Below are 19,575 nucleotides of genomic sequence, written 5' to 3' on the forward strand. Positions count from 1 at the left end.
GGTCGGGTCCGCCCAGTGCCCCGCGGACCGCGTCGACGTACAGCGGATGAGCGGGACGCAGCGTGTTGTCCTCGGCGACGACCGCCTCGCAGCGCAACGCCTCGTCGACCGCGTGTGCCCCGGCCAGCGCCGTCGCATCGGACAGCGGTAACGGGTCGGCGACGGCAAGGAATTCCAGGACGCGGTGCGCAGCGGCGGGCAGCGTCTCGACGAAGTCGGCCACCTGCGCCATCAGCCGACCGTCCTCGTGACCGGGCGGGTCGAGGTCGATCCGTGTGACCAATGCGTCGTGCCACAACGCGGCGATCTCCGGGGGCACCGGATTGCGGGCCACGGTGGCGGTGACCAGCAGTCGGACTCGGCGGCCGACGGCAAGCTGGTACACGAGCGCGGCAGACAGTGGATCAAGCAGGTGCGCGTCGTCGACGATCAGCAGTCGACCGTCCCCGAGTGTTTCCCGCGCCGTCTGCAACACCTCGGCGGTCTTGCCGCTCTCGGGCACGTCGAGCAACGACTCGAAGGCGGCGAACGGGATCACCGCCGCCGACGCCGTCGCGCGCACCCAGTCGACCCGCGGGAAGTCCGGGGCCAGACGCCCGGCCGCGTCCCGTGCCAGGGACGTCTTGCCGACACCGGCGGAGCCGATCAGCACTGCGCCGACGCCGGTGCGCACCCCCGACTCGAGCTGATCGAGTGCGGGTCCGCGGGGCGCGGTCACCCAGTTGACAGGCACAGGCACCGGCCAAGCCTAGGGGGCCTATGGCTACCTTTGAGCCGTGTCCCGAGAACGCGATCATGAATGGGCTGTCTGCGTCTACTGCGCCTCAGGCCCGACGCACCCCGAGCTACTCGACCTCGCCGACCGGATCGGACGCGGCATCGCCGACAGGGGGTGGACGCTGGTCTCCGGTGGCGGCAACGTCTCGGCGATGGGTGCCCTGGCGTCGGCCGCCAGGGCCGGTGGGGGACACACCGTCGGGGTGATCCCCAAGGCCCTGGTCCATCGCGAGGTCGCCGACACCGAGGCCGACGAGCTCGTCGTCACCGACACGATGCGGGAACGCAAACAGGTGATGGAGGATCGCGCCGACGCGTTCATCGCGCTGCCCGGCGGCATCGGGACCCTCGAGGAATTCTTCGAAGCCTGGACAGCAGGTTATTTGGGTATGCACTCGAAACCGATCGTGATGCTCGACCCGTTCGGGCACTACACGGGGTTGCTGGATTGGCTGCGGGGGTTGGTCGAGAGTGGTTACGTCGCCGAGGACGCGCTGGGGCGCCTTGTCGTGGTCGACGACGTCGATTCCGCTCTTGCCGCGTGCGCACCGGTCCTGTGACGAATATCGCCCACGGCTAGGGTGACCGACAACCGACACAGCGGAGGAAACACATCTATGAGCGAGAAGTCCGGGACCCGCAGCAGCGTCGGGTTGTTCGACATCGCGGGCCAGGTGCCCGGTCTACTGATGGATGCACCGACGATCCTGCGGGGCGTCACCACCGGATTTCTCGCCCGACCCTCGGCCAAGACCTCGATCGGCAAGGTCTTCCAGGACCGTGCCGCGCGCTACTCCGACAAGCTGTTCCTGAAGTTCGAGGACCGCGAGGTCACCTACGGCGACGCCAACAAGATCGTCAACCGCTACGCCGCGGTGCTGGCCAGCAAGGGTGTGGGACACGGTGACGTCGTCGGCATCATGCTGCGCAACTCCGTCGACCCCGTGCTGCTCATGCTGGCTGCGGTCAAGTGCGGCGCGATCTCGGGGATGCTCAACTACAACCAGCGCGACGACGTGCTCAAGCACAGCCTCGGGCTGCTGTCGGCTTCGGTGGTGGTCGCCGAAACCGATTTTGTCGAACCCATCACCGAGTGCGGCGCCGGGACCGACGGGCTGATGACCCTCGACGAACTCAAGCAGCTCGCGGAGACCGCGCCCACCACGAACCCGGCGACCACCTCCGCCGTACTCGCCAAGGACAAGGCGTTCTACATCTTCACCTCGGGCACCACCGGCATGCCCAAGGCCAGCGTGATGACGCACTACCGATGGTTACGGGCACTCGCCGGCTTCGGCGGCCTGGGTATGCGGCTCACCAGCAACGACACGCTGTACTGCTGTCTGCCGCTCTACCACAACAACGCGTTGACGGTCGCGCTGTCGTCGGTGCTGAACTCCGGGGCGACCCTGGCGATCGGTAAGTCGTTCTCGGCGTCGAAGTTCTGGGACGACATCATCCGCTACGACGCGACCGCGTTCGTCTACATCGGTGAGGTCTGCACCTACCTGCTCAACCAGCCGCCCAAGGACACCGACCGCAAGCACCGGGTGCGTGTCATCGCGGGCAACGGTCTACGCCCGGCCATCTGGGACGACTTCACCGAGCGTTTCGGCATCCAGCGGGTCTGCGAGTTCTACGGCGCCTCCGAGGGCAACACGGCGTTCGTCAACGTTCTCAACGTCGACAAGACCACCGGCATCTGCCCGACACCGGTGGCGTTCGTCGAGTACGACGAGTCCGGCGATCCGGTGCGCGACAAGGAGGGCCGGGTGCGCAAGGTCGCCAAGGGCGAGCCCGGTCTGCTGCTGTCCAAGGTCAGCAACTTCCAGCCCTTCGACGGATACACCGACAAGAAGGCGACCGAGAAGAAGCTGGTGCGCGACGCCTTCAAGGAGGGCGACGTGTGGTTCAACACCGGCGATCTGATGCGCTCGCAGGGCTTCGGACACGCGGCCTTCACCGACCGGCTCGGCGACACGTTCCGCTGGAAGGGCGAGAACGTGGCCACCACCGAGGTCGAGGCCGCAGTCTCCACCGACTCTCAGGTCGAAGAGGCGACGGTCTTCGGCGTCGAGGTTCCCGACACCGGCGGCAAGGCGGGCATGGTGGCGATTCAGCTCAGGGACGGTCAGGAGTTCGACGGCAAGGCGCTCGCCGACGCCGCCTACAGCAAGCTGCCCGGCTATGCGGTGCCCCTCTTCGTCCGGATCGTGAAGGAACTCGCACACACGTCGACGTTCAAGAGCCAGAAGGGCGACCTGCGCAAGGAGGGCTTCGGCGGTTCGAGCGGTGAAGGCGACGACGACGACGTCACCGTCGAGGATCCGATCTACGTGCTGTCCGGCAAGGACGAGGGCTACGTGCCGTTCTACGACGATTACCTCACCGAGGTGAAGGACGGCAAGAAGCCCAAGTAGCCCGCGAATCGGGCGCGTTCGACGTCCCTCAGTGTCGTGTTTCGCGCCGAATCCGCGGGAAACCGTAGCCTTGGAGGCGTGCAGTCGACGTTCCTGGGGCGCCCGGTGGCGGGCGATCGCGCCCTGATCATGGCGATCGTGAACCGCACCCCGGACTCGTTCTACGACCGTGGGGCGACGTTCACCGACGAGGCGGCCAAGCAGGCGGCGCACCGGGTGGTCGGCGAGGGCGCCGACATCGTCGACGTGGGCGGCGTGAAGGCCGGACCGGGTGACGTCGTCGACGTCGCCGAGGAGGTCGCCCGGGTGGTGCCGTTCATCGAGTGGCTCCGCGACGCCTTTCCCGACCAACTGATCAGTGTCGACACCTGGCGCGCGGAGGTCGCCAAACAGGCCTGCGCCGCCGGCGCCGACCTGATCAACGACACGTGGGGCGGAGTTGACCCCGACCTTGCGGCAGTCGCCGCGGAGTTCGGCGCCGGGCTGGTGTGTTCGCATACCGGCGGCGCCGTGCCGCGGACCCGCCCGTTCCGGGTCAACTACGGGATCACCGAGCGCGGGGTGGTCGACGACGTCATCACCGAGGTCACCACGGCGGCGGAGCGGGCCGCGGCCCTCGGCGTTCGGCGGGACGGCATCGTGATCGATCCGACGCACGATTTCGGCAAGAACACTTACCACGGTCTTAGTTTGTTGCGCCACGTAAACGACCTTGTAAACACTGGATGGCCAGTCCTGATGGCACTCAGCAACAAGGATTTTGTCGGGGAAACTCTGGGTGTGGACCTGACAGAACGGTTGGAAGGCACCCTTGCGGCCACCGCGCTGGCCGCCGCCAACGGAGCAGCGATGTTCCGGGTGCACGAGGTCGGGCCCACACGACGCGTGCTCGAAATGGTCGCGTCGATCCAGGGCGCGCGGCCGCCGACTCGCACGGTGAGGGGACTGGCATGACAGTTTTATCCGATCGAGTCTCAGACTTGGCCACCGAGGGTGTCGCCGCCCACCGCTGGTTGACAGACCACAGCTGGAGCCGCCCGGATTGGACGGTCGCCGAACTCGAGGCCGCCAAGGCGGGGCGCACGGTGTCGGTGGTGTTGCCGGCGCTGAATGAGGAGGAGACGGTCGCCGGCGTCGTCGAGACCATCACCCCGCTGCTCGGTGGACTCGTCGACGAGCTGATCGTGCTCGACTCCGGATCCACCGATGACACCGAGATCCGCGCGCTCGCCGCCGGAGCCCGGGTGATCAGCCGCGAGGTCGCGCTGCCCGAGGTCGCGCCGCAGCCCGGCAAGGGTGAGGTGCTGTGGCGATCGCTGGCCGCCACCGCGGGCGACATCGTCGCGTTCGTCGACTCCGACCTGCTCGATCCCGATCCGATGTTCGTGCCCAAGCTGCTCGGGCCGTTGCTGACCGCCGACGGCGTGCACCTGGTCAAGGGTTTCTACCGGCGGCCTCTCAAGGTCAGCGGGAGCGAGGACGCCAACGGCGGCGGCCGCGTCACCGAACTGGTCGCCCGCCCGCTGCTGGCGGCGCTGCGGCCCGAATTGATGTGTCTGTATCAGCCGCTTGGCGGCGAGTACGCGGGGACGCGCGAGCTGCTGACCTCGGTGCCGTTCGCCCCGGGCTACGGCGTGGAGATCGGTCTGCTCATCGATGCCTACGACCGCCTCGGCCTCGACGCCATCGCCCAGGTGAACCTCGGGGTCCGGACCCACCGCAACCGGCCGCTGACCGAACTCGCGTCGATGAGCAGGCAGGTCATCGCCACCCTGCTGTCCCGCTGCGGCATCCCGGACTCCGGTGTCGGCCTCACTCAGTTCTTCGCCGACGGCGAGGACTACACCCCGCGGGTGTCATCGGTGTCGCTGGACGACCGCCCGCCGATGATCACGCTGCGGCCGCGCTGACTGTTCTGCCCGCCGGAACTGCGTTCCGGCAGCCGAAGATCGACAGGGGACCTGCGGGAATGCAATTCCGGCGGGATGAGGCACTATCGACGTGTGACCCTGGTGCTGCTCTATCTCCTGGTGCTCGTGTTGGTCGGCGTCGTGTTGTTCGCCATCGGCAGCGTGCTCTTCGGCCGCGGCGAGGTGCTGCCTCCGCTGCCCCGCGCCACGACGGCGACCGTGCTGCCCGCCTCCGGTGTCACCGGGGCCGACGTCGACGCGGTGAAGTTCAGCCAGGCCCTGCGTGGCTACCGGGCCGGCGAGGTCGACTGGGTGCTCGACCGGCTCGGGCAGGAACTCGACCAGCTGCGTGGTGAGTTGGAGGCGGTCCGCGCCGCCCACGGCCTGCTCGACCCCGGCGTAGCCGACGACGCGAGGTCGGGCGCGCACGCGTTGCCGCCGGATGGGGAGCAGCCGTGACGACGGTGACCACCGACCGTCGCATCCGGTGCGGCTGGATCGATCAATCACGCTTGTCGCCAGACGATTTCGAGCTGTACCGCGATTACCACGACAGCGAGTGGGGCCGTCCTGTCCGGGACTCGGCGGCGATGTTCGAGCGGGTCAGCCTCGAGGCTTTCCAGAGCGGCCTCTCCTGGCTGATCATCCTGCGCAAGCGGGACAACTTCAGGTCCGCGTTCGACGGGTTCGACGTCGAACGAATCGCGCGGTACTCCGACCGGGACGTGCACCGACTGATGGCCGACCCTGGAATCGTGCGCAACCGTTCCAAGATCGACGCGACGATCTCCAACGCCCGGCTCGTCGTCGATCTGGCGGGCGACGGTGTGGACCTGGGCGAACTGCTGTGGTCGTTCGCACCGTCTGATCGGGTCACCCGGGACCGACCGGCGGATCTGTCGAAGGTCGCCGCCGTGACACCCGAATCGACGGCGATGGCCAAAGAGCTCAAACGCCGCGGATTCCGTTTCGTCGGCCCGACGACGGCCTACGCGTTGATGCAGGCCACCGGCATGGTCGACGATCACGTCACGAACTGCTGGGTTCCACGGCTGTCCGAGTAGTCGACGAGGACAGCTGACGGCGGCGCAGTGCGAGCCGACAGCAGCGGTCATCGCGGCCGACTCGGGCTCCTTGGCCGGGTCTTTGCACACGAGGCGGGCCGGATAGGGAACAATGGACGTCTGTAGCAGTTCAAGGCCGGGTGCTGTCTGTGTTCCTCGCAGAGTTGGGCAGACCCGGCTCGTATCGACAGACCGGGCCCTGACGGGCACGCCCATGCGGAGGGAGCACTCGATGGCGGCGATGAAGCCCCGGACCGGAGACGGTCCACTGGAAGCGACCAAGGAGGGGCGCGGCATCGTGATGCGGGTACCACTGGAAGGTGGTGGCCGACTCGTCGTCGAACTCACTCCCGACGAAGCTGCCGCCTTGGGCGAAGAACTCAAGGCCGTCACGAGCGCAAGTTAGTCAACCCGGACGAACGGTCGCGGTCTCCGCGGCCGTTCGTTGCTGTTCCGCTAGGACGTGACCTTGCGGTAGATCTCGACTGTCTCCTCGGCGATCCTCGCCCAGGAGAACTCGTCGATGCACCGCTGCCGGCCTGCCACGCCGAACTGGCGGGCCTTCTCCTGATCGGCGACCAGTGAGTTGACCGCGTAGGCGAGTTCGCGCTCGAAGGACGCCGTGTCGTGTGCGTCGTAATGCACGAGCAGACCCGTCTGTTGATCGGCGACCACCTCCGGGATGCCACCGACGTCGGAGGCCACCACCGCCGTCCCGCACGCCATCGCTTCGAGGTTCACGATGCCCAGGGGTTCGTACACCGACGGGCATATGAAAGTTGTTGATGCCGATAGGATTTCGCGAATCTTGTTCGTCGGAAGCATCTCGCGCACCCAGAACACACCGGTGCGGGCCTCGGAAAGCTCCTGCACCGCGGAGGCCACCTCCGCGGCGATCTCGGGGGTGTCCGGCGCGCCCGCGCACAGCACCAACTGGACGTCGGGGGCGAAGTGGTGGGCGGCGGCCACCAGGTGGGCCACCCCCTTCTGCCTGGTGATCCTGCCGACGAAGGCCACAATCGGTCGCGATGGGTCCACGCCGAGTTCGGAGAGCACCGAGTCACCGTCGGCCGGGGATGCAGGGTGCCACACCTCGGTGTCGATGCCGTTCTTGACGACGTAGACCCGGTGGGGATCCAGGGCCGGATAGGAGCGCAGGACATCCTCACGCATCCCGGAACTGACCGCGATCACGGCATCGGCAGCCTCGACGGCCGTCTTCTCCACCCACGACGAGATGCGGTACCCGCCGCCGAGTTGCTCGGCCTTCCACGGGCGCATCGGTTCCAGCGAATGCGCGGTCAGAACGTGGGGCACCCCGTAGAGCAGGGCGGACAGATGCCCCGCCATCCCGGCGTACCACGTGTGGGAGTGCACCACGGTAGCTTCGGCCGCCGCGTTGACCATGTTGAGGTCCGCCGACAGCGTCGACAGCGCCGCGTTGGCGCCCTTCAGCGCGGGATCCGGCTGAGCGACGGTGGCCCCCTCCCGAAGCGCCCCCATACAGTGCACGTCGACCTCGCAGAGGTGCCGCAACTGCGCGACCAGTTCTGTGACGTGTACTCCCGCGCCACCGTAAACCTCGGGCGGATACTCCCGAGTCATCATCGCCACCCGCATGATGTGACCGTACCCAGAATCGCGAGCCGTCGCGCCGCATCACCAATTGTCTTGAAACAGCACGGGCACAGCCATCAATAGCGCGAATGCCTAGCCCTCGTCCCGACGTGCCGATAGGTTTGTCACATGAGGGAAGCGCCACATGTGTTGGGCATCGTCCTGGCCGGCGGAGAGGGCAAGCGGCTGTATCCGTTGACGGCCGACCGTGCGAAGCCCGCGGTTCCTTTCGGCGGCGCCTACCGGCTCATCGATTTTGTGCTCTCCAATCTGGTCAATGCCCGATTCCTGCGAATTTGTGTACTGACCCAATACAAATCGCATTCGCTGGATCGCCACATCTCGCAGAACTGGCGGTTGTCGGGGCTTGCCGGGGAGTACATCACGCCGGTTCCGGCGCAGCAGCGCCTCGGACCTCGGTGGTACACGGGATCCGCGGACGCCATCTACCAGTCGATGAACCTGATCTACGACGAGGACCCCGAATACATCGTCATCTTCGGTGCCGACCATGTGTACCGGATGGATCCCGAGCAGATGCTGCAGCAGCACATCGAGAGCGGCGCGGGCGCGACCGTCGCGGGAATCCGGGCGCCGCGTTCGGAGGCCAGCGCATTCGGCTGCATCGACTCCGACGAGTCCGGACGGATCCGGTCGTTCATCGAGAAGCCGGCCGACCCGCCGGGCACCCCCGACGATCCCGAGCAGACCTTCGTGTCGATGGGCAATTACATCTTCACGACCAAGGTCCTGATCGACACCATCCGGGCCGATGCCGACAACGACGACTCCGACCACGACATGGGCGGCGACATCATCCCCAAGTTGGTGGCCGACGGGATGGCCTCGGTGTACGACTTCAACGCCAACGAGGTGCCGGGGGCCACCGAACGAGACCACGGATACTGGCGGGACGTCGGCACACTGGACGCCTTCTACGACGCACACATGGATCTGGTTTCGGTGCACCCGGTGTTCAACCTGTACAACAAGCGCTGGCCCATCCGGGGCAGCTCCGAGAACCTGGCGCCTGCGAAGTTCGTGCGGGGCGGATCAGCCCAGGAGTCCGTCGTCGGTGCAGGCAGCATCATCTCCGCTGCGTCCGTGCGCAACTCGGTGCTGTCGTCGAATGTCGTCGTCGACGACGGAGCGATCGTGGAGGGCAGCGTGCTGATGCCCGGCGCCCGTGTCGGGCGGGGCGCGGTCGTTCGCCACGCGATCCTGGACAAGAACGTGGTGGTCGGCCCCGGCGAGATGGTCGGAGTGGATCTGGACAAGGACCGCGAACGCTTCACGATCAGCAACGGCGGCGTGGTCGCCGTCGGCAAGGGCGTCTGGGTCTAGCGCAGAGCCTCTGCGCCGAAATAGCGTTCCCGGTCGCGATTCGGCCGTGATGCACAGCCCTCAGCTCTCACTCGGCGCGCGAGGCCGGTCACGCCGTCGTCGGCGTATCAGCCGGACAGCGGCCCACACCAGCGCGACGAGTGCCGCCAGCACCAGCACCGGGAACACGATGGCCAGAAAGACCAGGGCGACGCTGGTGACGTCCTCCGCGGTGCTCAGCACTGGCGCGGCGACCCCTGCGGTGGCGACGTTCGCCGCCGGCCGCACCGTCGACTTCGTCAGGGACACCGCCAGCGCGACGACGACGCCGAGGACCACCGGGATCCACTGGCCGGATTGTGCAAACGCGCCCGGATCGGTGACCGCCGAGGTCTGCGACGCCGTGCCGGAGCCGAACACGATGCCGCCCGCGGTGGGCCGCACGAACGTCTGGATCATGTCGTTCACGCTGTCGAGGGCGGGGATCTTGTCGGCGACGACCTCGACGATCAGCAGAACTGCCACGATCGCCATCACCCAGCCGTTCTCCAACCAGATCCAGCCCTGCGGCAGCGTGACCAGATCCGTGAATCGCGACAGCAGCCCCAGCAACAGCAGTGGAATGTAGGCGTTCAACCCCGCTGCGGTGGCCAAACCGAAACCGGTGAGCAGTTCCATCGGATCAGTATGCGGCGGCGCGATCCCCGCGGCTCGGATCTTTCACCACACTCCGGGAATCAACCGGTATCGCACCCGCGCCCGATATTCGCGGTAACCCGCCAGTTCGTCGACCAGTGCTTTCTCCTCGTCGAGAACGCGGGCCACGAGTACCGCCGGAAATGTCAGCGCCACCACCACCAGCCCCCACAACGACCCGAGGGCCGGCGGCAAGCCGATCATCATGACCAGCGACGCGCTGTACAGCGGATGCCGGACCACGCCGTACATCCCGGTGGACACCAGCGGCTGGTCGTCCTCGACCCGGATGGTCGAACCCGCGTAGTGGTTCTGCACCACGACCAGTTGGGCTCCGACCAGCCCGACCGCGACAGCGAGGTTGCCGACCACCACCAGCCACACCGGTACCGGTGACCAGCCGAATCGCCAGTCCAAGGCGCTGACCACCAGCACCGCCACGAAGGCAGCCCCGGCGGCGGAGATGATGATCCGTTGAGCGGGACGGGTTTCCGCGGTGGGTCCGGCCTTGAGCCTGCGCGCCAACGCGGCGGGACTGCGCACCGCCAGGTAACTGCTGGGCACCAGGGTGCAGACCGTGAACACCGCGATGAACACCCACCCCTGCCAGTAGTGAAATGTTCCGGCAGGCAGGAACAGCGCCAACCCGAAGAGCAGGAGACCGAACAGAGCCGATGCCAGGGACTGCAGCGCGAGCTTCATGGTTGTCCTCTCTCACACGGCGTCTCGGCGTCCGTACAGGAATCCGGCAGCCAACGTCAAAGCTGTTGCCGCCGCGACCATCACGAGCAGGGCGGTGACGGGTACCTCGGTGGGGACCGTGGTCTGGGCGACGGGTGAGAGGTCGAGCAGCCAGCGCGGCAAGCGCAGTAGCGCGCCGAGGTAGAGCGAGGTGACGACGAAGGTCACGGCGAGCCAGCCGATCCAGGTGTGTCGCACCGCCACCGCAAGAGCCGCGACGCCTGCCATCACCGCGAGCGCAGGGACGAACCCCAGGCCGGCGAGCGTGAGTCGCGCCACGGTGTGCGGTTCCCCCAGGGTCAGCCCGGCGCCCAGGCCGTTGCCGAGACCGGCGAAGAACATCAACACCGCCGAACCGAGGACTGCCGATGCCACCGCGGTGAATAGCCACCGGCGGCGTGACACCGCTCCGGCGAGCACGGCCTCGCCGAGTCCGGACTGTTCGTCGGCGTACACCCGCAACACGGCGGACACCGTGTAGGCGCATGCCGCGGCAGCGAGGAACTGCGACATCGTCGTATAGACCCCGTCATTGCCCTGGGTGGACATGATCCGGGCGAGCAACTCGTTGCCCTCGGCCGCGTCGATCAGCGATTTCGTCATCGATCCGAACGCCAGTCCCGCCACGAACAGACCCACCGACCAGCCGACGGTCTGGCCGCGCTGCAGAACGAGGTGCATACCGAGAACACCGCGGACGGGGCGCGCACCGGGACGTTCGCCGCTCGAGGCGATGGTGCCGTCGTCGTACTGTCGGCGGGCCTCCAGCAGCGCGGCGGCGAGGACCAGTGCGATGGTCAGCAGGATCAGCGGGGCCAACGGCCACCACCGCAGATCAACGAACGCACGCATCTGCTGGGCCCATGCGATGGGGGAGAACCAACTCAGCACGCTGCCCGAGTTGTTGATGACGTCGCCGACCCCGCGGACCAGCGCGGCCAGGGCGAGGGTGGCCATCGCCGCACCGGTAGCGGCGCGCGCGGTTCGCCACAGCTGTGCGGTCACTGCCGCGACGGCAGCGAACACGGTGGCCACCGCGGTGACCCCCACGCACATCGCGGTGGTGTTGATCAGGTCGAAACCGGTTGCCGTCATCGCGGCCGTCATGGTCACGGCGAGAACGACGTTGACCACGGCGACCAGAACCAGTGCGGCGGTGGTCCTGGCGTAGCGGCCGACGACTGAGGCCAGCACCAGTTCGGCGGCTCCGCTCTCCTCCTCGGCGCGAGTGTGCCGGATAACCGTGAGTATGCCGAGAATCGACGTGGCGACGATCAACGTGAGCATCATCTCGTTGGCCATCATCGCCCCGAGTTCGGTCTCGTTGCCGCCGAACATGGGGCCGCCCAACATCATTCCGGCAGGAGTCTTCAGGAGTTCGACCCGCGCCAGGCGTTGCGCCTCTTCGGGGTACGCGAGCTCGATGGTGGTGGGCGCGTACGCCATCATCGCGGTCAGCGCAGTGATCCACACCGACAGCCGGACCCGATCGCGGCGCAGCGCCAGGCGGATCAAGTGACCGGTGCCTGTCCAGGGCGATGCTGCCGGAGACGCGGCGTGGCGCCCTGCCGTCGTCGGTGACGCGACGGCGGTCGCGCCGGCGTTCATCGGCCCGTCCCCTGGTACTCCCGCAGAAACATGTCCTCGAGAGAAGCCGGCGATACGGTCAGTTCCTCGATGCCCAGGTCGGTCAGGTCGGACATCGCCCGGTCGAGGTTGTCGCGGTCCACGGAGAAGTGCAGTCGACCGTCCTGTGTGCGAAGGTCGTGGACGTACGGTGCCTGCTCCATGGCGCGGCCATCGGCGCGGGTGCGTGCGGTGATGGTGGTGTGCATCAGATGCCGCATCTGTTCCAGCGTCCCGGACCGTACCGTCCGGCCCGCCCGCACGATCGTCACGGTGCGGCAGAGCTTTTCGACTTCGGCCAGGATGTGGCTGGACAGCAGCACCGCCGCGCCCTGGTCCGCGACTTCGCGGACACACTGTTGAAACGCATGCTCCATCAGCGGATCCAGGCCCGAGGTCGGTTCGTCGAGAACGAACAGCTCGCTGCGGGTGCTGAAGGCGGCGACGATCGCCACCTTCTGCCTGTTGCCCTTGGAATAGGTGCGGGCTTTCTTGTGTGGATCGAGTTCGAAGCGTTCGATCAGGTCGTCCCTGCGCTTGGTGTCGACCGCGTTTCTGCCCCGGAGGTCGGCGAGGAAGTTGATCGCCTGCATCCCGGTGAGGTTGGGCCACAGCGTGACATCACCTGGCACATAGGCGATCCGACGATGAAGTTTGACCGCGTCACGCCAGGGGTCGCCGCCCAGCAGTCGCACGGTGCCGCTGTCGGCGCGAAGCAGCCCGAGTAGGACTCGCAGTGTGGTGGACTTGCCCGCCCCGTTGGGGCCGAGGAAGCCGGCCACGTCGCCGGGGGCGACAGCGAGGTCGAGGCCGTCGAGAGCCTTGGTGCGCCCGAAGGATTTGGACAGGCCGCTGATCTCGACGGCGAGTCTGGTGTCCTGCTCAGTCATCGTGAACTCCTTCATCCGAGGTGAACGGGATGCCCTGTTCGCGCTTTTCCATGAAGGCGTCGAACATCGTCGAGTCCCGCATCAGGCCATGGGTGTAGATCTCGAGGGCGGGGAGCATCATCTCCTCGGCGTAATCACGCAGGACAGCGCGCAGGTCGGTGGGGGTGTCGTGCAACTGCAGGTACAACACGAAGCTGCCGCCGCCGCTCATCGACAGAAACCGCGCCCTGGCCTTCGGGTCGACGCTCGGGGTGATGGTTCCAGCCCGCACGCCCTCCTCGAGGTATTGCTCGGTGTTGTCGATCATGTTGTGCCACAGGGTTTTTGCCAGAACGCCACCCTCCTGCATGCTGCGCACCAGGTAGGCCATCATCGGTGCGTAGTCCTCGATCTCGGCCATCTGTGCGAACCACGTTGCGGGGTCGGAGGACTGGATCGACTCGGACTTGCTGGAGCGGATGATGTCGGCGATGTAGTCGTCACACACCTTGCGCAGGCCGTCCTTGGATCCGAAGTGGTGGATCACCAGTGCGGCGCTGACGCCAGCGACTTCGGCGATGCGGCGCAGGCCGACGGTGAAGCCGTCGCGGCCCCACTCGTCGATCGCGGCATCGCGGATGCGGGCGAGTGCGGTCCGGTCCGCAGATGCTGAACGCATGTTTAGTATGCTAAACGCACGTTCAGTGGGTGGTCAAGAGTGTGCAGAAGGGTGGCTGCCGACGGGGGTGAGCGCGCGAAAAATGCCGGGCATAGCGGCGTGTCGGCGCACAGACATGCGCGCTCGCGGGAAAAGGGGGGTCAGTCGCGGGCGGCAGCGAGCAAGCCGTCGCCCAATGGGATCAGCACGGGGGTGAGTCGCTCGTCCTCGGCGATCAGCCTGGCCGCCTCACGCACCGCGCCGACCTCGCTGTCGTTGGCCGTCGCGTCGCCGGCCCGCCCGCCCAGGGCGGCGCGATGCACGACGATGGCGCCTCCGGGGCGGAGCAGTCGCACCCCCTCGAGGACGAACTGCGGCTGGTCGGCCGGATCGGCATCGATGAACACCAGGTCGTAGGTCTCGTCGGCCAGTCGGGTGAGGACCTCCTGGGCGCGGCCGCTGATCAGCCTGGTGCGTCCCGGTCCGACTCCCGCCTCGGTGTAGGCCTGCTTGGCGATGCGCTGGTGTTCGGGTTCGACGTCGATGGTCGTCAGGACCCCATCGTCGCGCATTCCCGACAGCAGCCACAGGCCGCTGACTCCCGCGCCGGTGCCGACCTCGACCACCGCTTTTGCCCTGGTCAGCTTGGCCAGGACACAGAGCAGAGCGCCGACGGCCGGGGTCACCGCACCCGCGCCGATGTCCACGGCGCGTTCGCGTGCCGCCGCGACGATGGCGTCCTCGGAGATCGAGTGTTCGGCGTGGGCGACGATCGCCTCCGCCTGACTCGCCCTCGCCCCGGAGTCGCCGGAGCCGACCACGGGCTCGTCGGTGCTGGCCATGCCCCGCAGCGTAGAGCTAAGCGCTGGTGCCAGGTGCCGCGACACGCCCGCCCCCAGTTCCGATAATTCACGAGCGTGACCACTGTTTTTGCTGGTCGAAAAATGGGTAGAAATCTTTCTCAGGAAATGTTCAGTTTGCTCATATGCCAAGCACACCAGCGCGGGAGACGGTAGTCGCATGACAGACGGCGCATTCAGCGCACGCAGTGGCATCTTCCGCCCCGGGGTCGACGCGGGGAAGAAAGCCATGTCGCACCGCGTTGTCGATATCGAGCCGGCGGTCACCGACGACCGCGGCACTCATGACTTGGAGGATCCGACGACCACCACCCAGACAGGCCCAGCTGCTGCTCCCGTGACCGCACCTGTGTCGATGGCGCATCTCGAGCAGTTCACCGATGGCGAGTGGGTCGAGCCGACCGACGAGTTGACCGGCACCGCGGTATTCGACGCCACCGGGGACAAAGCGGCGATGCCGAGCTGGGACGAACTGGTCCGCCAGCATGCCGACCGCGTGTATCGACTGGCCTATCGCCTGTCCGGTAGTCAGCACGACGCGGAGGACCTGACTCAGGAGACGTTCATCCGGGTGTTCCGGTCGGTGCAGAACTACCAGCCCGGCACGTTCGAGGGTTGGCTGCACCGCATCACCACGAACCTGTTCCTCGACATGGTCCGCCGCCGCGGCCGCATTCGCATGGAAGCGCTGCCTGAGGACTACGACCGGGTTCCGGCCGACGAGCCGAACCCCGAGCAGATCTACCACGACTCCCGGTTGGGGCCGGACCTGCAGGCGGCACTGGATTCGCTTCCCCCGGAGTTCCGCGCGGCAGTGGTGTTGTGCGATATCGAAGGTCTGTCCTACGAGGAGATCGGCGCCACTCTCGGCGTCAAGCTGGGAACGGTGCGCAGCCGCATCCACCGCGGGCGTCAGGCGCTGCGTGAGCATTTGGCGCGCCATTCCGACGCCGGTACCGCGGAGGGTTTCCGCGCCATCGCCAAGTCGGCCTGACGTTCGCGCGTTGCTCCACAGCATGCCGCGCTACATTCGAATGCAGCGGCATCACACGAGCCGAGAGGAGCTGCTGATGGTCGACCCCGGACATGCCTTCCGGCGCGCCTTCTCGTGGCTGCCCTCGCAGTTCGCTTCGCAGAGCGAGGGACCCGTCGGTCCGCGCCAGTTCGGGTCCACCGAGCATCTGTCGACCGAGGCTGTCGCCGCATTCGTCGACGGTGAATTGCGGATGACCGCTCACCTGCGCGCAGCCCACCACCTCTCGTTGTGTCCGGAGTGTGCGTGGGAGGTCGACGCGCAGCGGCAGGCACGCACTGCGCTGCGGGACTCCTGCCCGGTGGCGATGCCGAGCTCTTTGCTGGGCCTACTGTCTCAGATCCCGCACCATGCTCCGGACGAGGTTCCGGAGCCGACCGAAGCCCCACAGCTGGCTGATGGCGTGGAGCGCACCCGTCGCAAGCGTCGGTAGGGTGGAGAACAGGCGATAAGGGACGCGCGTCGGCGATTTGCTGGCGCCCTGAACAGAGGGTGATGAACGGGTGAGCAATCTGGATGAGTCCGGTCGGGAGCGTCTCGAGCCGCGTCCCGTGTCGCGTCCCCCTGTCGATCCGGCAGCCCAGCGAGCGTTCGGCAGGCCCGCGGGTGTGGACGGCTCGTTCACCGGCGTCGGCCAGTACCGCGATCAGGGCGAGTACACACCCAAAGACCAAGCTCCCGACCCTGTGCTGGCCGAGGCGTTCGGCCGCACCCACCCCGGAGAGTCGCTCCAGCGGCATCCCACCGACGCCGGTGCGCTCGATGCGGAACGCGACGACACCGCCGACGATTTTGACGATCCGTGGCGCAACCCAGGTGCCGCCGCAGGACTGGGAACTCCCGCCTTCGTGCCGACCGCCCAGGCGGCGCACACAGAGGTGCCCGGGAAGCTGGGCGTCCGCGATGTGATCTTCGGCCGCAGGGTCTCCTTCACCGCACTGGCGGTGCTCGGCATCGTGGCGCTTGTCATCGGCGTCGCCGGCGGCCTGGTGGGTCGGAAGACCGCAGAGGTCGTCGAAGCTTTCACCACGTCGAAGGTGACTCTGGAGACCAGCGACAGGCCCGACCTGCCACCCGGACGGTTCACCGAGGTCGCTGCCGCGGTGGCCGATTCTGTGGTCACCATCGAGGCCTCCAGCGACACCGAGGGCTCGCAGGGCTCCGGCGTCGTCGTCGACGGTCGCGGCTACGTCGTCACCAACAACCACGTGATCTCCGAGGCGGCCACCAACCCCAGCAAGTACAAGTTGGCGGTGGTGTTCAACGACGGCACCGAGGTCCCGGCCAACCTGGTCGGCCGCGATCCCAAGACCGACCTGGCGGTGCTCAAGGTCGACAACGTCGACAACCTCGTCGTCGCCCGGATGGGTGATTCGGAGAAACTCCAGGTCGGTGAAGAGGTGATCGCCGCCGGCGCGCCACTCGGGTTGCGCAGCACGGTCACCACCGGAATCGTCAGCGCGCTGAACCGCCCGGTGCCGCTGTCCGGTGACGGCTCGGACACCGACACCGTCATCGACGGTGTGCAAACCGACGCCTCGATCAACCACGGCAACTCCGGTGGGCCGCTGATCAACATGAACGCTGAGGTCATCGGCATCAACACCGCGGGCAAATCACTGTCGGACAGTGCCAGCGGCCTCGGTTTCGCGATCCCGGTCAACGAGGTCAAGCAGGTTGTCGAGACGTTGATCGAGGCCGGCAAGATCTCCCACCCGACGCTGGGCCTGACAGCCCGCTCGGTCAGCAACGAGGTGTCCAAGGGCGCTCAGATCGCCAACGTGACCGCGGGCGGTCCGGCGGAGCGGGCGGGCATCCTCGAAAACGATGTTGTCGTGAAGGTGGGGGATCGTGAGGTCGCCGATGCCGACGAGTTCGTCGTCGCGGTCCGGCAGCTCAGGATCGGCGAGGCCGCACCCATCGAGGTGGTCCGCGACGGCCGTAACGTCACGCTGGAAGTGACCCCCGGCCCGGACACCAGCACGTAGCCGATGTTCGCCAACGTCGGCTGGGGCGAGATGTTGGTCCTGGTGATCGCCGGTCTGGTGATCCTCGGACCGGAACGGCTGCCAGGCGCGATCCGCTGGACGTCCGGGGCGCTGCGTCAGGCGCGGGACTACATCAGCGGCGCCACCAGTCAGCTGCGCGACGACTTCGGTCCGGAGTTCGAGGATCTGCGGGAGCCGCTGTCCGAGTTGCAGAAGCTCAGAGGGATGACGCCACGCGCGGCGCTGACCAAACATCTTCTCGACGGCGACGATTCGATCTTCACCGGCAAGTTCGACGGGGCACAACGCCCCGCTGAGAAGCCGCAGTCCGCGGGCGGTCCGGCCGAGGCCGCCGCCACGCCTGTCACGAAGCAACCCGAACCCTCGGCGGCCACTCCGTTCGACAGCGACGCCACCTAGTCACCTCGGCTCTAACGTCCGCCGGAACTGCATTCCAGCCAATGTGACCTGCGGTCGCCCGTTCCGGGGTGAAAATTGGGGGGTGGTCGCCTTGCGACGCCGTCGCTGCATGGTTCTTCGAGGCCGTATTCCAGCCAGGTGCTGGAGTCGTGTTGAGGGCCCTTCATTGTTGCCGCCGGTGTTTTCGGCGATCAAGCACGCGGAATAGATTTTCTTTGGCCTAGACGACTCCACGAGGCGACCACACCCTCAATTGGTGGACTCGCTTAGGAGTGGAGGAACAACCGATGCTGGCAGAATCCGAGGACTCTGAACAGATCATCGCCAGGGTCGCAGCTCTCGATATCGGCAAGGCTGAACTGGTGTGTTGCGTGCGGGTGCCCGGGCGGGGCCGCCGGCGTCTGCAAGAGATATCGACGCACTCGACGATGACGGGGTCGTTGACCGAGTTGGCCAATCACCTCGTCGAATCCGGGGTCGAGCGGGTGGTCATGGAAGCCACCTCCGATTATTGGAAACCGGTGTTCTACCTGCTCGAGGCCCACGGGCTGGACCCGTGGCTGGTCAATGCCCGCGATGTCAAACACCTGCCGGGCCGACCCAAAACCGATGTGCTGGATGCAGTGTGGTTGGCCAAGCTGGCCGAACGCCAGATGCTGCGCCCCAGTTTCGTCCCTGCGCAACCGATCCGGCAGCTACGCGATCTGACCCGCTACCGCGCCGACCTCATCGCGGTGCGCACCGCGGAGAAGAACCGCGTGGAAAAGCTCCTCGAAGACGCCTGCATCAAGCTCTCGGTGGTGGCCAGTGACATCTTCGGGGTGTCCGGGCGGGCGATGATGGCCGCGATGATCGCCGGAGAGCGTGACCCCGCCGTTCTGGCCCAGATGGCACGCGCCCGGATGCGGACCAAGATCAGCCGACTCGAAGAGGCGTTCAACGGCCACTTCGATGACCATCACCGGTTCCTGCTGGCCCGCATGCTCGACCGGATCGACGCCATCAACGCCGACATCGCCGCGGTCGACGAACAGATCGGAGCCCATCTAGCCCCTTTCGCCGCAGCGGTGGCCCGCCTCGATGACATCCCCGGGATCGGGCCGCTGGCCGCCGCTGTCCTGCTCGCCGAGGTCGGCACCGACATGTCGATCTTCCCCACCGCAGGCCACCTGTGCTCCTGGGCGAAATTCAGCCCCGGCATCAAATCCTCGGCCGGCAAAACCAAAGGCAACGCCTCCACCGGGCACGGCAACCGCTACCTGGCCCAGGTGCTGGGCGAGGCCGCCGTCGCGGCCGGGCGCACCGACACCTTCCTCGGCCAACGCTACCGACGCATCGCCCGACGACGCGGCAACAAACGCGCCGTCGTCGCCGTCGGGCGCTCCATCCTAGTCATCATCTGGCACTTACTAGCCGACCCCGACACCACCTACATCGACCTCGGCGCCGACCACTACACCACCCACGTCGACACAGATCGCAAGAAACGCAACAACATCCGACAACTCGAAGCCCTGGGCTACACCGTCACCCTCACCCCAGCCGCCTGACCCACACACGCCACCCAACCGCC

The 19,575-nt window shown here is 67.0% G+C and carries 21 protein-coding genes; 13 read left to right on the plus strand and 8 right to left on the minus strand.

Translation table 11 applies throughout. The features are described from left to right. Window positions 1-739, minus strand: a 739-nt coding sequence (locus WA965_RS00715) for an AAA family ATPase (RefSeq protein WP_526446903.1), incomplete at its 3' end; no start/stop codon positions are given. 37 nt (window positions 740-776) lie between these two features. Between WA965_RS00715 and log the strand changes: the two genes are divergently transcribed. From log to WA965_RS00750, 7 genes are all read left to right on the plus strand, one after another. Continuing rightward, window positions 777-1,337: a cytokinin riboside 5'-monophosphate phosphoribohydrolase gene (gene log, locus WA965_RS00720; protein WP_526296887.1), complete on the plus strand. Its 561-nt coding sequence runs from the start codon at window positions 777-779 to the stop codon at window positions 1,335-1,337. A gap of 57 nt (window positions 1,338-1,394) precedes the next feature. Then, window positions 1,395-3,197 (plus strand): long-chain-acyl-CoA synthetase FadD6, encoded by a 1,803-nt coding sequence (gene fadD6 / locus WA965_RS00725; protein WP_526296888.1) that lies wholly within the window; start codon window positions 1,395-1,397, stop codon window positions 3,195-3,197. Window positions 3,198-3,275: 78 nt separating this feature from the next. Further along, a complete protein-coding gene (gene folP, locus WA965_RS00730) occupies window positions 3,276-4,151 on the plus strand; it encodes a dihydropteroate synthase (protein ID WP_526296890.1) in 876 nt (291 codons plus the stop codon). Beyond that, on the plus strand, window positions 4,148-5,107 hold the full coding sequence (locus WA965_RS00735; protein ID WP_526296892.1) for a glucosyl-3-phosphoglycerate synthase: 960 nt from the start codon (window positions 4,148-4,150) through the stop codon (window positions 5,105-5,107). The genes folP and WA965_RS00735 overlap by 4 nt, the downstream gene beginning before the upstream one ends. Window positions 5,108-5,200: 93 nt before the next feature. Further along, window positions 5,201-5,566 carry a DivIVA domain-containing protein gene (locus tag WA965_RS00740; RefSeq protein ID WP_526446905.1) on the plus strand — a complete coding sequence of 122 codons (366 nt, stop codon included), beginning with the start codon at window positions 5,201-5,203 and terminating at the stop codon, window positions 5,564-5,566. Between the two features lie 5 nt (window positions 5,567-5,571). Beyond that, window positions 5,572-6,171, plus strand: coding sequence for a DNA-3-methyladenine glycosylase I (locus tag WA965_RS00745; protein ID WP_526296916.1), 600 nt, complete (start codon window positions 5,572-5,574; stop codon window positions 6,169-6,171). 232 nt (window positions 6,172-6,403) lie between these two features. Next, window positions 6,404-6,577, plus strand: coding sequence for a DUF3117 domain-containing protein (locus WA965_RS00750; protein WP_178357970.1), 174 nt, complete (start codon window positions 6,404-6,406; stop codon window positions 6,575-6,577). Window positions 6,578-6,627: 50 nt separating this feature from the next. On the opposite strand, the gene glgA is transcribed toward WA965_RS00750, so the two are convergent. Continuing rightward, window positions 6,628-7,791 (minus strand): glycogen synthase, encoded by a 1,164-nt coding sequence (gene glgA, locus WA965_RS00755; protein WP_526296896.1) that lies wholly within the window; start codon window positions 7,789-7,791, stop codon window positions 6,628-6,630. A gap of 126 nt (window positions 7,792-7,917) precedes the next feature. Between glgA and glgC the strand changes: the two genes are divergently transcribed. Further along, on the plus strand, window positions 7,918-9,132 hold the full coding sequence (gene glgC, locus WA965_RS00760) for a glucose-1-phosphate adenylyltransferase (RefSeq protein ID WP_526296898.1): 1,215 nt from the start codon (window positions 7,918-7,920) through the stop codon (window positions 9,130-9,132). A gap of 60 nt (window positions 9,133-9,192) precedes the next feature. Here the strand turns inward: glgC and WA965_RS00765 are convergent, their stop codons facing one another. The 6 genes from WA965_RS00765 to WA965_RS00790 form a co-directional block, all read right to left on the minus strand. Further along, window positions 9,193-9,789, minus strand: a complete 597-nt coding sequence (locus WA965_RS00765) for a DUF4126 domain-containing protein (protein WP_178357967.1) — start codon at window positions 9,787-9,789, stop codon at window positions 9,193-9,195. 42 nt (window positions 9,790-9,831) lie between these two features. Next, window positions 9,832-10,509: a methyltransferase family protein gene (locus WA965_RS00770; RefSeq protein ID WP_526296900.1), complete on the minus strand. Its 678-nt coding sequence runs from the start codon at window positions 10,507-10,509 to the stop codon at window positions 9,832-9,834. A gap of 12 nt (window positions 10,510-10,521) precedes the next feature. Continuing rightward, on the minus strand, window positions 10,522-12,156 hold the full coding sequence (locus WA965_RS00775) for an ABC transporter permease (protein ID WP_526296902.1): 1,635 nt from the start codon (window positions 12,154-12,156) through the stop codon (window positions 10,522-10,524). After that, the gene (locus WA965_RS00780; protein ID WP_526296904.1) at window positions 12,153-13,064 is read right to left on the minus strand and encodes an ABC transporter ATP-binding protein; all 912 of its coding nucleotides are present in this window, start codon (window positions 13,062-13,064) and stop codon (window positions 12,153-12,155) included. Before WA965_RS00780 ends, WA965_RS00775 begins: the two co-directional genes overlap by 4 nt. Further along, complete coding sequence (locus WA965_RS00785; RefSeq protein WP_526296906.1) at window positions 13,057-13,722, minus strand: TetR/AcrR family transcriptional regulator; 666 nt, start codon at window positions 13,720-13,722, stop codon at window positions 13,057-13,059. The genes WA965_RS00780 and WA965_RS00785 overlap by 8 nt, the downstream gene beginning before the upstream one ends. 140 nt (window positions 13,723-13,862) lie before the next feature. Continuing rightward, on the minus strand, window positions 13,863-14,543 hold the full coding sequence (locus WA965_RS00790) for an O-methyltransferase (RefSeq protein WP_526296908.1): 681 nt from the start codon (window positions 14,541-14,543) through the stop codon (window positions 13,863-13,865). Between the two features lie 247 nt (window positions 14,544-14,790). On the opposite strand from WA965_RS00790, the gene sigE reads away from it, so the two are divergent. The 5 genes from sigE to WA965_RS00815 all read left to right on the plus strand — a co-directional run bounded on the left by sigE (window position 14,791) and on the right by WA965_RS00815 (window position 19,552). After that, the gene (sigE, locus tag WA965_RS00795) at window positions 14,791-15,555 is read left to right on the plus strand and encodes an RNA polymerase sigma factor SigE (protein ID WP_526296918.1); all 765 of its coding nucleotides are present in this window, start codon (window positions 14,791-14,793) and stop codon (window positions 15,553-15,555) included. Window positions 15,556-15,631: 76 nt separating this feature from the next. Further along, window positions 15,632-16,027 carry an anti-sigma E factor RseA gene (gene rseA / locus WA965_RS00800; protein ID WP_526296910.1) on the plus strand — a complete coding sequence of 132 codons (396 nt, stop codon included), beginning with the start codon at window positions 15,632-15,634 and terminating at the stop codon, window positions 16,025-16,027. 70 nt (window positions 16,028-16,097) lie between these two features. Beyond that, entirely contained in the window at window positions 16,098-17,582 is a 1,485-nt protein-coding gene (htrA, locus tag WA965_RS00805) for a serine protease HtrA (RefSeq protein WP_526296912.1), read from the plus strand. Window positions 17,583-17,585: 3 nt separating this feature from the next. Then, complete coding sequence (tatB, locus tag WA965_RS00810; RefSeq protein ID WP_526296914.1) at window positions 17,586-18,002, plus strand: Sec-independent protein translocase protein TatB; 417 nt, start codon at window positions 17,586-17,588, stop codon at window positions 18,000-18,002. 287 nt (window positions 18,003-18,289) lie between these two features. After that, window positions 18,290-19,552 (plus strand): IS110 family RNA-guided transposase, encoded by a 1,263-nt coding sequence (locus WA965_RS00815; protein WP_526446907.1) that lies wholly within the window; start codon window positions 18,290-18,292, stop codon window positions 19,550-19,552. Window positions 19,553-19,575 lie beyond the last annotated feature (23 nt).

It is taken from the genome of Mycobacterium sp. (assembly GCF_049683935.1).
Lineage (GTDB): Bacteria > Actinomycetota > Actinomycetes > Mycobacteriales > Mycobacteriaceae > Mycobacterium.

Coding starts and splice junctions, on each gene's coding strand:
- fadD6 (WP_526296888.1), top strand. CDS start 1,395: ATGAGCGAGAAGTCCGGGACCCGCAGCAGCGTCGGGTTGTTCGACATC.
- WA965_RS00735 (WP_526296892.1), top strand. CDS start 4,148: ATGACAGTTTTATCCGATCGAGTCTCAGACTTGGCCACCGAGGGTGTC.
- WA965_RS00750 (WP_178357970.1), top strand. CDS start 6,404: ATGGCGGCGATGAAGCCCCGGACCGGAGACGGTCCACTGGAAGCGACC.
- glgA (WP_526296896.1), bottom strand. CDS start 7,791: ATGCGGGTGGCGATGATGACTCGGGAGTATCCGCCCGAGGTTTACGGT.
- glgC (WP_526296898.1), top strand. CDS start 7,918: ATGAGGGAAGCGCCACATGTGTTGGGCATCGTCCTGGCCGGCGGAGAG.
- WA965_RS00765 (WP_178357967.1), bottom strand. CDS start 9,789: ATGGAACTGCTCACCGGTTTCGGTTTGGCCACCGCAGCGGGGTTGAAC.
- WA965_RS00770 (WP_526296900.1), bottom strand. CDS start 10,509: ATGAAGCTCGCGCTGCAGTCCCTGGCATCGGCTCTGTTCGGTCTCCTG.
- WA965_RS00775 (WP_526296902.1), bottom strand. CDS start 12,156: ATGAACGCCGGCGCGACCGCCGTCGCGTCACCGACGACGGCAGGGCGC.
- WA965_RS00780 (WP_526296904.1), bottom strand. CDS start 13,064: ATGACTGAGCAGGACACCAGACTCGCCGTCGAGATCAGCGGCCTGTCC.
- WA965_RS00785 (WP_526296906.1), bottom strand. CDS start 13,722: ATGCGTTCAGCATCTGCGGACCGGACCGCACTCGCCCGCATCCGCGAT.
- WA965_RS00790 (WP_526296908.1), bottom strand. CDS start 14,543: ATGGCCAGCACCGACGAGCCCGTGGTCGGCTCCGGCGACTCCGGGGCG.
- sigE (WP_526296918.1), top strand. CDS start 14,791: ATGTCGCACCGCGTTGTCGATATCGAGCCGGCGGTCACCGACGACCGC.
- rseA (WP_526296910.1), top strand. CDS start 15,632: ATGGTCGACCCCGGACATGCCTTCCGGCGCGCCTTCTCGTGGCTGCCC.
- tatB (WP_526296914.1), top strand. CDS start 17,586: ATGTTCGCCAACGTCGGCTGGGGCGAGATGTTGGTCCTGGTGATCGCC.
- WA965_RS00815 (WP_526446907.1), top strand. CDS start 18,290: ATGCTGGCAGAATCCGAGGACTCTGAACAGATCATCGCCAGGGTCGCA.